This window comes from Gordonia sp. McavH-238-E (assembly GCF_022348225.1).
GTDB classification, from domain to species: domain Bacteria; phylum Actinomycetota; class Actinomycetes; order Mycobacteriales; family Mycobacteriaceae; genus Gordonia; species Gordonia terrae.
This window is the reverse complement of record NZ_JAKRFE010000002.1, coordinates 257081-272835: the sequence shown is the minus strand read 5'-3', so window position 1 is coordinate 272835 and position 15755 is coordinate 257081. Positions and strand designations below refer to the sequence as shown.

The following is a 15755-nucleotide window of genomic DNA, read 5'->3' as shown; positions in this document are numbered from 1 at the left end:
GCGGAGAGAACACCCGGGGCGCAGCGAACACACGGGGGGAATGGGGAACGCAGGACGAGACGGCAGACGACGAGGCGAGATGGAGGCCCAACGGTGACCGATGTGGTGCATGTGGCGACGAGGTCCGACGTACCGGCCATCGTGTTCGGTCCGCGTCGCGTCAGCTACGCCGAGTTCGGGGCGCGGGTCGACTCACTGGCTCGTCATCTGATCTCCCTCGGTGTCGGACCCGACGTCGCCGTGGCGGTCGCCATTCCCCGTTCGGTCGAGCTCCTCGTCGCCATCCACGGCATCGTCGCCGCGGGCGGTCACTACGTCCCGCTCGACATCGACGCGCCGTCCGACCGCACCCGGTACATGCTCGACACCGCGAACGCCCGGCTGGCCCTCGTCGCCGCCGGCTCGGCCGTCGAGCTGCCGGTGGACGTCACCGCGGTCGTGGTCGACACGACCACCGAGGTCGACCTCGCCACCGCACCGGTCACCGACGACGAACGCCGGGCGCCGCTGGCGCCCGCGGACGCGGCATACACGCTGTTCACCTCGGGGTCGACGGGTCGGCCGAAGGGCGTCACGGTGTCGCATGCGGCGATCGTGAACCGCCTGGAGTGGATGCGGGACTGGTATTCGATCAAGGACTCGGATGTCTTCGTCCAGAAGACGCCGGTGACGTTCGACGTGTCCGTGTGGGAGCTGTTCCTGCCGTTCGCGGTGGGGGCGACGCTGGTGGTGGCCGAACCCGATCGACACGGTGATCCGCGGTATCTGGCCGAGCTGATCACGGCCGAGAAGGTGTCGGTCATCCACTTCGTGCCGTCGATGCTGTCGGTGTTCCTCGACGTCCTCGGCGATCGGGTGGGCGACCTGTCGTCCCTGCGGTTGACGTTCACCTCCGGCGAGGCGCTGACCGCTCCGGTGGCGCAGGCGCTGGTGACGGCGTTGCCGCACAACGAGCTTCACAACCTGTACGGCCCGACCGAGGCAGCGGTGGACGTGACCGCCCATCAGGTGCGGGCGGGGGAGACGTCAGTGCCGATCGGCGTCCCGGTCCCGAGCACCACCACCTTCGTCCTCGACTCGCGACTACAGCTCGTGCCCTCGGGCGTGCCCGGTGAGCTGTACCTCGGGGGCGTGCAACTCGCCCGCGGTTACGCCTCGCAGCCCGGCCTGACCGCCGAACGCTTCGTCGCCAGCCCCTTCGCGGCTCCCGCACGCGGCGATGCCCCGGACGGTGACTCCACCGCCGGCGACTCCGCCGGCGGCACCGAGGGTTTCGGCGACCCCGGCGAGCGTCTGTACCGGACCGGCGACCTCGTGCGATGGAATGCACGCGGCCAGCTGGAGTACCTGGGCCGCACGGACTTCCAGGTGAAGCTCCGCGGCCAGCGACTCGAGCTGGGCGAGGTCGAGTCCGTCCTGATGTCGGCGCCGGGTGTGTTGCACGCGGCCGCCACCGTGGCGAAGGTGTCCGGACAAGCCCACCTCGTCGCCTACCTCGCGCCCGCGTCCGTCGACGTGGACGCGGTCAAATCGGTTGTCGCGCAGGCGCTCCCGGCCTACATGCGACCCACGGTGTGGATGACGCTCGAGCAACTGCCGCTGAACAGTGCGGGCAAGGTCGCCCGGCGTAAGCTGCCGGTCCCCGAACTGACCGTCGAGGAGTTCGCCGCCCCCGAGTCCGACGCCGAGACCTCGATCGCGGCCATCGTCGCCGATGTGCTGGGCACCGATCGCGTCAGCGTGACGCAATCGTTCTTCGACCTCGGCGGCAACTCGCTGTCCGCGGCGCGGGTGGCGGCGCGGGTGGCCGACCTGCTCGACGTCGACGTGTCGGTGGGTGACCTGTTCGACGCGCCGTCGGTGCGGGCCCTGGCCGGCCTGGTGGCCGGACGCGGCCGGAGCGTCCCGCGCGTCACCGCGATGCCGCGACCCGAGCGATTGCCGTTGTCGACGGCGCAGAGTCGCATGTGGTTCATCAACCAGTTCGACACCGCCTCGGCGGCCTACAACATCCCGATGGCGCTGCGTCTCACCGGAGCTCTCGACCTCGACGCGCTGGAGGCCGCGGTCGGTGATGTGGTCGCCAACCACGAGATCCTGCGGACCACCTATCCCAGCGACGAGCAGGGGCCGCTCCAGCTCGTCACCGATCCCGACTCCGCCCGTGCCCGCCTCGACTGGCGGGCCGTGGAGACCGACGAGGAGCTGTTCGTCTCGGCGACAACCGGATTCGACGTCGCGAGCGAATTCCCGCTGCGCGGCCGGGTCCTGCGTCGCGGGGACGACGCGGTCGACGTGGTGCTCACCGTGCATCACATCGCCTTCGACGGTGAGTCGACCCCGGTGTTCGTGCGCGATCTGCTCGGCTCCTACCTGAGTCGGACGAACGCCGCGCCCCCGGTCGCCGCGCCGACGGTCCAGTACGCGGACTTCGCCCTCTGGCAGCGCGAATACCTCGGCGCCGCCGACGATCCGGGCACGCCGATGGGCCGCCAGCTCGACCACTGGCGCGCGGTCCTCGCGGATCTCCCCGCGGTGACCGACCTGCCGATGGACCGGCCGCGACCGGCCGTCCTCGACACCGCGGCGGCGGTCGAATCGGTGACCGTGGACGACGCACTCGTCACCGCCCTGGACGACCTCGCACGCAACCGCGACGTCACGCTCTTCATGGTGCTGCACGCCGCGCTCGCCGTCACCGTCGCCCGGCTCGCCGCCACCCGGGACGTCGTGATCGGCACACCGATCGCCGGCCGCCCCGACGCCGCCCTCCACGACCTCGTCGGCATGTTCGTCAACACGCTGGTGCTGCGCACGGCCGTCGACCCGGCATCGACGATGGACGACCTCATCGCCACGATCCGCGCCACCGACCTGGACGCCTTCGCGCACGCGGACGTCCAATTCGACGACCTGATCGAGGAACTCGCGCCGGAGCGGTCGACTTCGTACCCGCCGCTGGTGCAGATCGCGTACACCCTGGCCGCCGCGGGCGGCCGCCCGGAGGAGATCGACCGGGTGGAGTTCTCGGACCTGAGTGCCGAACCGCTCGGGGTCGCCACGCCGACCGCCAAGTTCGACCTCACGGTCTCGGTGTCCGAACGCACCGGGTCGTCGCCGATGCGGGCCGATTTCCTCTATGCCACCTCGTTGTTCGACGCCGCGACCATCCGCCGCGTCGCCGAGGTGTGGCTCCAGGTGATCGCCGCGATGGCCACCGACCCCGCGGTGCCCGTCGGCGACATCGACATCGTCGGCATCGACGCCGCGACTCTGAGCGCTCCGAGCCGCAACTCCGTCGGCGAGGTCACACCCGCTGCCGACGGCGGGGTGACCGAACCGGTGACCCTCACCGAGCTCCTCACGCGACGCGACCTCGATCCGCACCGTCCGGCCCTGATCCACGACGGGGCCGAGATCTCCTACGCGGAGTTCGAGGACCGCACCGATTGCCTTGCGCGCCGGCTGATCTCGCGTGGGGTCGGCCCCGGCGACGTGGTGGCCGTCGGCCTCGAACGGTCCATCGGGTCGGTGGTCGCGGTGTTCGGTGTCATCAAGGCAGGCGCTGCGTATGTGCCGATCGATCCCGCCTATCCGAGTGATCGCATCGACTTCATGGTGGCCGACTCCGGTGTCCGGCTCGGCATCACCGACGCCTCGACGCGGGCCCGGCTCGGCGAATCATCCTGCGAGTGGCTCGAACTCGGTTCGCTCGACGACCAGGCCGTCGCCGGCGGGCCGGTCACCGACGCCGAACGTCGCCGACCGGTCCGGCTCGACGACCTGGCCTACCTCGTCTACACCTCCGGCTCCACCGGACGCCCCAAGGCCGTCGGGGTCCCGCATCGCGGCATCGCGAACTTCGTCGCCGCGCTGACCGAGGTCACCGGCACACCGGCACAGGCCCCCGACACCCGTGTCCTGCACGTCGCCTCACCGAGCTTCGACGCCTCGGTGCTGGAGATGATGTGGTCGATCGCGGTCGGGCACACCCTCGTCGTCGCGCCTGCCGCGGAGTACGCCGGCGACGCGCTCGGGCGCATCCTCGAACGCGACCGGGTCACCGACACCCTCATCACCCCCACGGTGCTGGCGACCGTCGACCCACGGCGGGGCCGCACCGTCCGGAACCTGGTCACCGGCGGCGAGGCGTGCCCGCCCGAGCTGATAGCGCGCTGGGCCACACCGGAATCCGGGCGCCGGATGTACAACTTCTACGGGCCGTCGGAGGCCACCGTCTGGGCGACCACCGGACGATCCGAGCCCGGGGCGCCGGTGACCATCGGTCGCGCGGTCCGCGGCTTCACCGCCCACGTGCTCGACGGCCGTCTGCATCCGGTCCCGCAGGGCGTGGTGGGTGAGCTCTACCTGTCCACCGGCGACTCGCTGGCCCGGGGTTACCTCGGCCGGCCCGGCCTCACCGCATCGTCCTTCGTGGCCGATCCCTTCGCCCGCGAACCGGGCCGGCGCATGTACGCCACCGGTGACCTGGTGCGGATCACCGCGACCGGTGAGATCGAGTTCGCCGGGCGCGCCGACCATCAGGTGAAGATCAACGGCCAGCGCGTCGAACTCGGCGAGATCGAGTCCGTGCTCGGCGATCAGCCGGGCGTCGGCTCGGTCGTCGTGACCGGCGTCGACGACGACCACGGGCGCACCCGGCTCGTCGCCTACCTCGTGGCCGACGACACCACCGGCGACCGGCGCCTCGATGCCGACGCGGTTCTCGCCGGGGCGGCCGACCGCCTTGCCGGACACATGATCCCGCACTCGGCGATGGTGCTCGACGAACTGCCCGTGACGCCGGGTGGCAAGCTCGACCGGCGCGCGCTGCCCACCCCCGAGTTCACCACTCCCGCCGACGGATACGTCGCACCGGCGACGACCGCCGAAGAGACGCTCGTCGCGATCGTCGCGGGGCTGCTGGGTCTCGAGACCGTCTCGGTGACCGAGTCCTTCTTCGCGCTCGGCGGCGATTCGATCATGTCGATCCAGCTCGCCTCCGCCGCAAAGGCGGCCGGGTTGCCCCTGTCACCCCGAGAGATCTTCGAACAGAAGACCATCCGCGCGATGGCGCGGGTCGCCTCGGCGGGCGGGGACCGCGCCCCGATGCTCGCCGAACCCACCGGCGATCCCGCCGGACGGGTCGACCTCCCGCCGATCGTGTCCTGGCTCGTCGATGCCGCGCCGACACCGGCCGACCTCGCCGACTTCAACCAGTCGATGGTGCTGACCGCGCCGGCCGGCCTCACCGTCGCCCACCTCGGCGACGTGCTCGGGGCGCTCGTCGACGCGCATCCGATGCTCGGCGCGCGCCTGGAGCCCGCCGGTGGCGCCCAGACCGGGGACACCCAGACCGGGGACACCCAGACCGGGGACACCCAGACCGGGGACACCTGGACCCTCACTGCCGGAACGCCGTTCGACGCCGACGCCTCGATCGTCGCGCTCTCGACCGACACGGCCGTCGGCGAGCCCGGCTTCGCCGACGCGCTGGCCGACGCGCATGCCCAGGCCGCGGGCCGCCTCGACCCGGCCGCCGGGCGACTGGTCGCCGCGACGATCGTCAGCGGCGCCACGACCCGGGAGTCCGCGCCCGCGGAGCCCGGCGCACCCGCTCGGATCGTGCTGGTGATCCACCACCTCGGTGTCGACGCGGTGTCGTGGCCGATCCTGATCGAGGACCTCCTCACCGTCCACGCCCAGCTGACCGCCGGACAGCCCGTGGCGGTCCGGGCCGAGGAGACCTCGCAGCGTGCGTGGCAGGGCGCACTCACCGCGCAGCTCGACGCACGTCGGACCGAGGCCGGGTACTGGCTCGACCGCTCGCCGGCCGAACCGACCGACTTCGGCGCGCCGCTCGACCCCGACCGCGACCGGTACGGCACGCTGACCTCGATCGTCCACCGCGTCGAGCCGGCCATCGTGGATCCGCTGACGACGACTGTGCCCGAAGCGTTCTCGGCGTCCGTCGTCGATGTCCTGCTCGGCACCCTCGCGCGGGCGGTGCGGTCCTGGCAGCGCGATCGCGACATCGCCGACGCCGCACCGGTCACCGTGCTCACCGAGGGACACGGCCGTTACGAGGACGTGCTGCTCGCCGGCCCGGAGCCGCGTCGCGCGGACCTGTCGCGCACGGTCGGCTGGTTCACCTCGATCGCCCCGCTCGCCATCGATCCGGCCGACGACGTCGTCCACGCGATCAAGGCGGCCAAGGAAGAGCGTCTCGGCATGCCCGACTCCGGGATCGGGTTCGGCCTGCTGCGCTATGCCGCAGCTGTCGGCGACCCCACCGACCCGGTCGCACAACTGCGGTCCCGTCCGCTGCCCACGATCGCGTTCAACTATCTCGGCACCCGCGGCGCGACCGGACGCAGCGAGGCGCCGACGGCGCCCGGCGAGGTCGACACCCCGACGTCCGGTGTAGCGGCGCTCGCCGGCGCCGCGTTCCTGCCCGCACCCGACGCGCCGTTTCTGCCCGCTGCCGTGTCCGACGGGGTGGCGGCGATGAGTGTGCTGACGGTCAACGCGAGTACCGGCGCGTCCCCGGACGGCCGCGTGCTGTCGGCCGACCTGCAGTTCCCCGCGGCGATCCTGTCGCCGGAGGATGTCCGCGACATCGCACGGCGGTGGACAGCGGAACTCACCGACGTGGTCCGCCTCGTCGCCGACGGCGTCGACGTCGGCCGGTCGCCCGCGGACGTCCCGGGTGCCGACGTCACCCAGCACGATCTCGACACGGTGGCGCAGCGGTTCCCCGGCGCCCAGGTCTGGGCACTGTCGCCGCTGCAGCGCGGACTGTACTTCCAGTCGCAGCTCGCCGGTACCGACCAGCTCGACGTGTATGTGACCCAAGCGGTCCTGCATCTCGACGGCGATGTCGACCTGGACCGATTGCGCACCGCCGTGGTCGCTCTGCTCGATCACCACCGCACGCTGAAGTCCGGCTTCGTACGGGTGCCCAGTGGACACGTGGTCACCGTCGTGCCCGAGACGGTGCCGTTGCGCTGGCGCGTGATCGACGTGCCGGCAGCCGGTGACGACGATCTCCGGGCTGCCGTGGACGAGGTGTCGGCGGCCGAGCGCACCGAACCGTTCGACCTCGCCGACCCGCCGCTGCTGCGTGCGGTGGTGGTGCGGCACGCGCAGGGGACGAGTGTGGTCATCACCAACCACCACATCCTGTTCGACGGTTGGTCCGGTCCGCTCGTGCTGGCCGACCTGCTCGCGCTCTACGCGACCGGGTCCCCGTTCACCGGACAGGGGACGGGTGAGCGCACCGACTTCGCCGATTACCTCGCCCGCATCGCCGACACCGACCTCGACGCCGGTCTCGCCGCGTGGGCACGGGTCCTCGGACCGGTCACCGAGCCCACCCTGGTCGCCCCCGGCCTCACCGGCACGTCCGTCGAGGACGGCGAGAACCGCACCGCGGCAGAACATCTGCCGCGGGAGCACCGCTGGGTCCTCGAACCCGACCTCGTCGCGGCGCTCGAGCGCACGGCACGGCAGTCGGGCTCGACCATGGCCACGACGCTCCAGCTCGCGTGGGCGGTCCTGCTGTCCCGTCTCACCGACAACCGGGTGGTCACCTTCGGTGAGACCGTCTCCGGGCGGCCTGCCGGACTCGACGGGGTCGAGTCGATGGTCGGCCTGTTCATCAACACCCTGCCCGCCGTCGTCGACGTCGATCCGGACGCCACGATCGCCGAGGTCCTCGGCCGGTTGCAGTCGGACAAGACCGCCGTCCTCGATCACCAGCACATCGGCCTGCCCGAGATCCTCACCGCTGTCGGTCATCCGCAGCTCTTCGACACCCTGACCGTGCACGAGTCCTATCCCGTGGACAACGATTCGCTGGCCGGCGGCGCCGCGAGTGCCGCGGTGGGGCTGTCGATCCGCGACGTCGAGGTCTCCGACGCCACGCACTATCCCCTCAACCTGGCGACCTCGCCGACCGCGTCGGGCATCGCGGTCCGGTTGACCTACCTCCCCGACGCCTTCACCGACGACGAGGTCGCCGTCTTCGCGCGGTCGCTCGTGCGGATCCTGCGGACGATCGCCGACGACGCGCAGACTCCCATCGCCGACATCCCGCCGATGTCGACCGTGGACGAGGCCCGCCTCGACACGTGGTCGGCCGGCCCGGACCTCACGCCCGCCGGCACCCACGTCGCCGATCTGCTCCTCGAGCGGATCGCTGCGTCTCCGGACGCGATCGCGGTGCAGGGTCGGTTCGGGGAGGCGACCTACGCCGAACTGGGCAACCGGGTGAGTGTGCTCGCCCGACGGCTGGTCGGTCTGGGTGTCGGGCCGGAAGTCGCGGTGGGCGTGTGCATCCCGCGGTCGACGGAGATGATCGTCGCGGTCCACGCGATCCTCGCTGCCGGTGGGCAGTTCGTGCCGATGGACCCCGCCGCCCCGGCCGACCGCATCGACTACCTGGCGCGCACCGCCGGGGTCGCTGCCGTACTGATCGGCCCGGGGCCGTCCCCGGCGGGCATCGAGGCGCTCGACCCCGAGGTGACCGTCCTGACCGTCGACGACGACTCGGACGCGGCGGTACCGCTTTTCAGTCCTGCCGAACGCGTGTCGGCGGTCGACGGCGCGAATCCGGCCTACACCATCTTCACGTCCGGTTCGACGGGTCGTCCGAAGGGCGTCACGGTCAGTCACCAGACACTGCGCGCGCATCTCGACTACGACCGCGGCGCCTACGAATTCGGTCCCGACGACGTGTTCCTACAGGTGCTGGAACTGACCTTCGATCCCTCCGTCGGTGAGATCCTGCGTCCGCCGCTGTCGGGTGGCCGCCTCGTGGTCATGGAGCCGGGTGCGCATCGTGATCCCGTCGCGGTACTGCGTCACCTCGCCGACTTCGGCGTCACCTCGGCGACGCTGGTGCCCTCGATGCTCGCCGTGCTCACCGAGGTCGCGGAACCCGAGCAACTGCGGGGGCTCACCCGGTTGCGTCACCTGCACACCGGTGGCGAAGCCCTCCCGCAGAGCGTTGCCGAGACCGTCCGGGAGCTCATCCCACACGCCCCCGTCAGCAACCAGTACGGACCGACCGAGGCGACGATCTACGCGACCGTCGCCCGGGTCTCGGGTGACTCGGTCGCCATCGGGCGACCCGTCGCGAACACCACCGCGCTGGTGCTCGACCATCGGTTGCGGCCGGTGGCACCGGGATTCACCGGCGAGCTGTACCTCGGTGGTGTCCAGCTGGCGCGCGGATACACCTCGCGGCCCGCCCTCACCGCCGAACGGTTCGTGCCGAACCCCTACGGCGCACCGGGATCCCGCCTGTATCGGACCGGTGACCTGGTCCGCTGGCGAGCCGACGGTGAGCTGGAGTATCAGGGCCGCACCGACTTCCAGGTGAAGCTGCGTGGCCAGCGGATCGAGCTCGGCGAGATCGAGTCGGCCCTCATGTCGGCGCCGGGGGTCGTGTACGCCGCGGCGGCGGTCGTCGAGACCCCGGCCGGTCAGCAGCTCGTGGCCTACCTGACCCCGTCGTCGGTGGACCTCGACGCGGTCAAACACGCCGTGGCGCAGTCCCTTCCGGAGTTCATGCGTCCCGGTATGTGGATGCTGCTGGAGGAGATGCCGCTCAGCAGCGCGGGCAAGATCGTGCGGCAGCAGTTGCCTGCGCCGACCGTCGACGCGGCCGCGATCGTGCCGGTCGCGGGCGCACGAGAGACGGCCGCCGCAGCGGTCTTCGCCGAACTGTTGTCGATGTCTGCGGAGAACGTCGGCGCCACCACCAACTTCTTCGACATCGGCGGCAACTCGCTGTCGGCGATGAGGGCGGCAGCCCGTCTCGGTGACGCCCTCGGTGCCGACGTCACGGTTCGTGACGTCTTCGAGGCTCCGACGCCGCGCCTGCTGGCCGAACGCCTCGCCGACCGGACCGGCGGACTCCCGCCGATCGCCGCGGCGACACCGCGGCCCGACCGGATTCCGCTGTCGTACGCCCAGCAGCGGATGTGGTTCATCAACCGGTTCGATCCGACGTTGGCGGCCTACAACATCCCGGCCGTGATGCGCCTGACCGGTGCACTCGATCCCGAGGCGCTCGGCGCCGCCATCGCCGACGTCGTCGCGCGGCACGAGATCCTCCGCACCACCTACCCCGAGGTCGGCGGTATGCCGGTCCAGGTGATCGCCCCGGTGTCCGACATCGCGACCCGGCTCGACCACGAGTTCGTGCCGGCGGCCGACGGTCGTGATCCGGGAGCGGTCGTCGGGTCCGCGGTCACCGCCGGCTTCGACCTCACTGCCGACTGGCCGGTGCGGACCAGGCTGCTCGAGATCGAGACCTCGTCCGGCACAACGGAATACGTTCTGGCTGTGGTGCTGCACCACGTGGCCTCCGACGGTGAATCCCTCGGCCCGCTCGTCACCGACCTCACCACCGCCTATCTCGCGCGGACGGCCGGGGAGCAGCCGCGATTCGAGCCGTTGCCCGTCCAGTACGCCGACTACGCCATCTGGCAGCGACGTGCCCTCGGCGATGTCGACGACGCGACGTCGGCGATGGGCGCCCAGCTGGACTACTGGACCGCACACCTGGCCGGCATGCCGGATCTGCTCGAGCTGCCGACCGACCGCCCGCGTCCGGCGGTCGCGTCGCAGCGCGGTGCGCGCGTGTCCTTCACGATCCCGGCGGACGTCACCGCGCGGATCGACACCGTCGCCGACGAGTTCGGGGCCACCCCGTTCATGGTGTTGCACGCGGCGCTGGCGGTCCTGCTCGCCGATCTGTCGGGCACCGATGACGTGGCGGTCGGTACGCCGATCGCCGGTCGGGGCGCCGCCGTGCTCGATCCGCTCGTCGGGATGTTCGTGAACACGCTCGTGCTGCGGACCGCGCACGCGGGAGCCGACACCTTCGCCGACGTGCTCGATCGCGTCCGCCGTGTCGACCTCGACGCCTTCGCGCATGCGGACCTGCCGTTCGAGACCCTCGTCGATCGGCTCAATCCAGTTCGCTCCGAGTCGTTCGCGCCGCTCACCCAGGTGTGGTTGACCCTGGACCAGAGCGTGGTGCCCGAGCTCGCCGGACAGTCGCTGTCAGCCGATCTCGGCGACATCGCGGTCACCCCGCTCGACGCGGGGGAGGTGCCGGCCAAGGTGGACCTGCTGTTCTCGGTCGCGAAGGCCGGGGCGGGCGAGACCTGGACGGCGGCACTGCAATACGCCACCGATCTGTTCACCGAATCCACCGCCGCCGGGTTCACGGCGCGGTTCGTCAACCTGCTGGACGCGCTCACCGCGACCCCGGGCGCTCCGGTCGCCGCCGCGCCCATCCTGCTGGCGGGTGAGGCCGAGTCCCTGGTGCCGGTGCGCGGTGGCGAGGCCGCCGAACCCGTGTTGCTCGGCGACCTGTTCACCGAGGCCGGCACGCGCTATCGGCGTCGGACCGCGGTGGTCGACGCCTCCGGGGCGACGCTGTCGTACTCGGCGCTGCATGCCCGGTCCAACCGCCTGGCCCGGTGGCTGATCGGCCGCGGCGTCGGCCCGGAAACGCTGGTGGCACTGGCGATTCCGCGGTCCGTCGATCTCCTGGTCGCGATCTGGGCGGTGGCGAAGACCGGCGGCGGGTACGTCCCGATCGATCCGGACTATCCCGCCGAACGCGTGGCGACGATGGTCGAGGACGCGGGCGCCCGGCTGGGTCTGTCGGTCACCGCCGTCGGAGCGTTGCCGGACGAGGGTTTCGAGTGGCTTCGCCTCGACGACACGTCGGTGGTCGCCGAACTCGACGCCACCTCCGAGGCCGCCGTGGAGCCGGGGGAGCAGGCCGGACCGGTTCGGACCGACAACGTCGCCTATGTCATCTACACCTCGGGCTCGACCGGTCGCCCCAAGGGTGTCGCGGTGTCACATTCGGGTCTACGGAACTTCGCCATCGCGAAGTCGCGGGCGCTCGGGGTCGAGGACGGCGCGGTTGTCCTGGGATTCGCGTCCCCGAGTTTCGACGCCTCGGTGCTCGAATACCTCCTCGCGACGGTCAACGGCGGGACGCTCGCCTACCGGCCGTCGACCGCGGTGGGTGGCACGGAGCTGCAGGAGTTCATGCAGCGGCACGAGGTCGCCACGACCTTCCTCACGCCGTCGGTGCTGTCGACGCTCGACCCGACCGCCTTGCCCAGCCTGCAGGCGGTGTCCGTGGGCGGCGAAGCGGTGCCGCAGTCGGTGATGGACGCCTGGGCACCGCACACCCGCATCCACAACGGTTACGGCCCGACCGAGACGACGATCATGATCGCGGTCGGTGAGGCGGCGACGCCCGGCGAGCCGGTCCGCCTCGGCGGTCCGCTGCCCGGCGTCGAGTTCCTGGTGCTCGACGCGCACCTGCGGCCCGTTCCGGTCGGCGTGGCCGGCGAGCTCTACGTCCTCGGACCCGCCCTCTCTCGTGGCTACCTCGACAAGCCGGGCCTGACCGCCGCGCGGTTCGTCGCCAGTCCGTATGCGGGCGCCGGACGCCGGATGTACCGGACCGGTGACGTCGTGCGGTGGCGGGAGTCGCGCTCGGGAGGTCTCACCCTCGAGTACTCCGGTCGGAGCGACGACCAGGTGAAGCTCCGCGGCCTCCGCATCGAGCTGGGGGAGATCGAGGCGACGCTGCGCTCGGCGCCCGAGGTGCGATCCGCGGTCGTCGTCGGTGTCGGTTCGTCGGGGACACCGAGCTCGGTCGCCGCGAGTCTCGCCGCATATGTCGTCGGTGGCGGCGTACAGGTGGACGCCCTGCGCGGCCTGCTGTCCGCCCAGTTGCCCGCGCACATGGTGCCCGCGTCGATCACGGTGCTCGACGAGTTCCCGCTGACCCCGGTGGGCAAGCTGGACCGGGCGGCGCTGCCCGCACCCGAGGTGGCGCCCACCGAGTTCGTCGCCCCGGGCACCCCGGTCGAGCAGGCGATCGCCGATGCCTACGCCGAGGTCCTCGGCGTCGAGCGGGTCGGGGCCACCGACAGCTTCTTCGATCTGGGCGGCAACTCGCTGTCGGCCACGCGTGTGAAGGCCGCACTCCGCGACCGCAACGGCTTCGACATCGAGCTCGCGTGGTTGTTCAACGATCCGACCGTGCGTGGTCTGGCCCGGCGCCTTGCCGACGGCAATGCGGTGAGCAGCGACGTCGTGATCACCCTTCGCGGCGAGGGGGCGCGGGCCCCGCTGTTCTGTGTGCACCCGGCCGGTGGCCTGGCCTGGTTCTACGGCGGACTGGCCCCGTATCTGCGGGACCGGCCGATCTACGGGCTGCAGGACCCGCACGTGGTGACCGGCGAACCGAGCGTCACCGATGCCCGGGAACTCGCCCGGCGCTACGTCGAGGAGATCCGGCGCGTCCAGCCGCGCGGCCCGTACCACCTGCTCGGCTGGTCGGTCGGCGGTGTCATCGCACACGCCATGGCCACCCACCTCGTCGGACTCGGTGAGGGCGTCGCCTACCTGGGGATCATGGACTCGCGTCCGGAGGACGAGCCGGTGATCACCGGTCACGACCGTCCGTCGCCCGCCGGCGACGAGCCCGGAGACATCGTCGTGGCCGATGCGCCGGGGTCGACAGTCGCCGAGACCATCGAACCCGATGCGTCGACGGTCGTCGACGTCCTCGGCGGTTGGCGTGACCTCTTCGATCTCGGCGACGACGTGCAGGCGTCCACCTCCGAGGAGGTCACCGCGATCATCCGGCAGCAGATCTCCGGCATGGGACTGCTGGCCGAGGACCAGGTGGAGCGCATCATGGACAGCTTCGATTCCTCGACCCAGGTGGTTCTCGACTACCGCCCGGACGTCTTCGCCGGCGACATGCACGTGTTCACCGCGACCGAGGACAAGGACGACCCGTCGCTGTTGGCCGGTGCCTGGCGTCCGTACGTGACCGGCGCGATCGACAACGTGGATGTCGCCACCCATCACCTCGGGATGGCGAACGCCGACGCGCTCTCGGTGATCGGGCCGACGCTCGACGATCAGTTGTCGCGCGTCGACGGCTCAGCCGGACAGGGAGCGGAATGAGGGGATTTGCGTGACATCATCGACCTGACCTCGCCGACGTCCCGGCCGAGAGCCACTACGTTCGACAACAACAAAGCAGGCGGGCGACGACAGTCGCCGCGCCACCGGAGAAAGGACACCCATGACGAACCCATTCGATGACGAGGACGGCCGCTTCTACGTGCTCGTCAACGACGAGAACCAGCACTCGCTGTGGCCGACCTTCGCGGACATCCCCGCCGGATGGACCAAGGTGTTCGGTGAGGACAGCCGCGCGGCGTGCCTGGAGTATGTGGAGCAGAACTGGACCGATCTCCGGCCCAAGAGCCTCATCGAGGCCATGGAAGCGGACAAGAGCAGCGACGCCTGAACCTCGGTTCGGAGGTCGACACTCGCGATCGCCAAAGTCGGACGTGCTCGAATGTCGGGACAGTTGCATGTGGATAACAGGTAAAGAATCAAACCACTGATGCCCTGTTGCAACTACAGTCACAGCCGTAACATCAAAGTGCAGCATAGTTACGGAAAATGTTGTGGAATATCCCACACATGTTGAGCCAGTGTTCTACTACTTGAATGATGTAGGGCACACTGGGTTGAAGGATCGCTCGGTACCAACGTCAGGGGAGGCGGGGACACAGCGATCGACGCTCCACGGGCGGGAAGGCAGTAATCATGGACCAGCTACTTCTGGATGACATCCAGACCCGAGGGGCGATCACGCCCCACCTGACAGCAGTTCGGCTGGGCGATGACGCTCTCACCTACGGTGAACTCGCTGATCGCGTCGACGACTACGGAAACGTGCTCGCCGAATACGGGATGTCGCCGACCTCGGCGTTCTACGCCGCCCTGATGCATTGCATGCCGTCGCTGGTGGACATCGACCCGGTGGACGCCCGGCTGCAGGTGATCGGTGAAATCCAGGCCTGGCTCGGGCGCGAACGCGGCGAGGTGGCCTCGGCCCGGCCGCGGCTCCGCGCGGTCAGCTAGGCCCCGGCACACGCATACACACGACGAGACCCGCCGAAAGGCGGGTCTCGTCGTATCTGTGGTGGTGCGATCGCGGAGGCGACGAACCTCGAACGGTGCGCCCGTCGGCTACAGTCCGGCGAGAAAGAGGACGAGCAGCAGGATCGGGCCGCCGACGACCATACTGCCGGCGCCGGTCATGATGCCGGTGATCGCGCGACCGGTGCCCTTGCGCTCGGCGGGAGCGCGGCGAACCTGTTTGACGCCGATGACACCGGAGACCACGGCGACCAGGCCGAGGATCGCGCCCAGGCCGAGAACGAGGGTCAGCGGAATCGAGATCAAACCGGTGGTCAACGCCAGCGATGCGGCCGGAGCGACAGGGCGACCACCGACGGGCCGGGTGAGATAGGGCGCCGGTGAAGGAGTGACCACCCGGACCGGTGTGGACATCGCGACCAGGGGTGACCGGTCCGCGTGCTGCAGGTCCCAGAAGTCGCCCACCGGCGGGAGTGCAGCGTGCTCGCGTGCGGGCAGTCTGGTCTCCACCCGGGTTGCCGACCGCGGCACCGGTCTCGCCGCGGTGTCGATTCTGGTCGGCGTGGGCGAGTCGGATACCGGGGCACTCGCGTCGATCCGGGTGTCGGCCGGCGTGATCGCGGCGGGTAGCTCGGTGTCGTCGAGATCATTGACGAGCGGCCACCGCGCGTGGCGCTGGGTCACCGGCGGAGCGAACGGATGGGTGGGTTGATCGGTACGCACGTACACCTCCTCGCCGC

At 70.7% G+C, this 15755-nt stretch carries 4 protein-coding genes; 3 read left to right on the top strand and 1 reads right to left on the bottom strand.

What is annotated here, in order from left to right; genetic code table 11:
- Nucleotides 1-93 precede the first annotated feature (93 nt).
- The 3 genes from MHN80_RS03530 (at nt 94) to MHN80_RS03520 (ending at nt 14997) form a co-directional block, all read left to right on the top strand.
- Entirely contained in the window at nt 94-14025 is a 13932-nt protein-coding gene (locus tag MHN80_RS03530) for a non-ribosomal peptide synthetase (protein WP_239399577.1), read from the top strand.
- A gap of 121 nt (nt 14026-14146) precedes the next feature.
- Entirely contained in the window at nt 14147-14374 is a 228-nt protein-coding gene (locus MHN80_RS03525; protein ID WP_004020535.1) for an MbtH family protein, read from the top strand.
- A 305-nt stretch (nt 14375-14679) separates the two neighbouring features.
- A complete protein-coding gene (locus tag MHN80_RS03520; RefSeq protein WP_004020534.1) occupies nt 14680-14997 on the top strand; it encodes a hypothetical protein in 318 nt (105 codons plus the stop codon).
- Nucleotides 14998-15105: 108 nt separating this feature from the next.
- Here the strand turns inward: MHN80_RS03520 and MHN80_RS03515 are convergent, their stop codons facing one another.
- Nucleotides 15106-15738: a DUF4190 domain-containing protein gene (locus MHN80_RS03515; protein ID WP_239399575.1), complete on the bottom strand. Its 633-nt coding sequence runs from the start codon at nt 15736-15738 to the stop codon at nt 15106-15108.
- Nucleotides 15739-15755: the final 17 nt, after the last annotated feature.

Excerpts from the sequence above, each read along its gene's own strand:
- MHN80_RS03525 (WP_004020535.1), top strand. The coding sequence starts at position 14,147 with ATGACGAACCCATTCGATGACGAGGACGGCCGCTTCTACGTGCTCGTC.
- MHN80_RS03520 (WP_004020534.1), top strand. The coding sequence starts at position 14,680 with ATGGACCAGCTACTTCTGGATGACATCCAGACCCGAGGGGCGATCACG.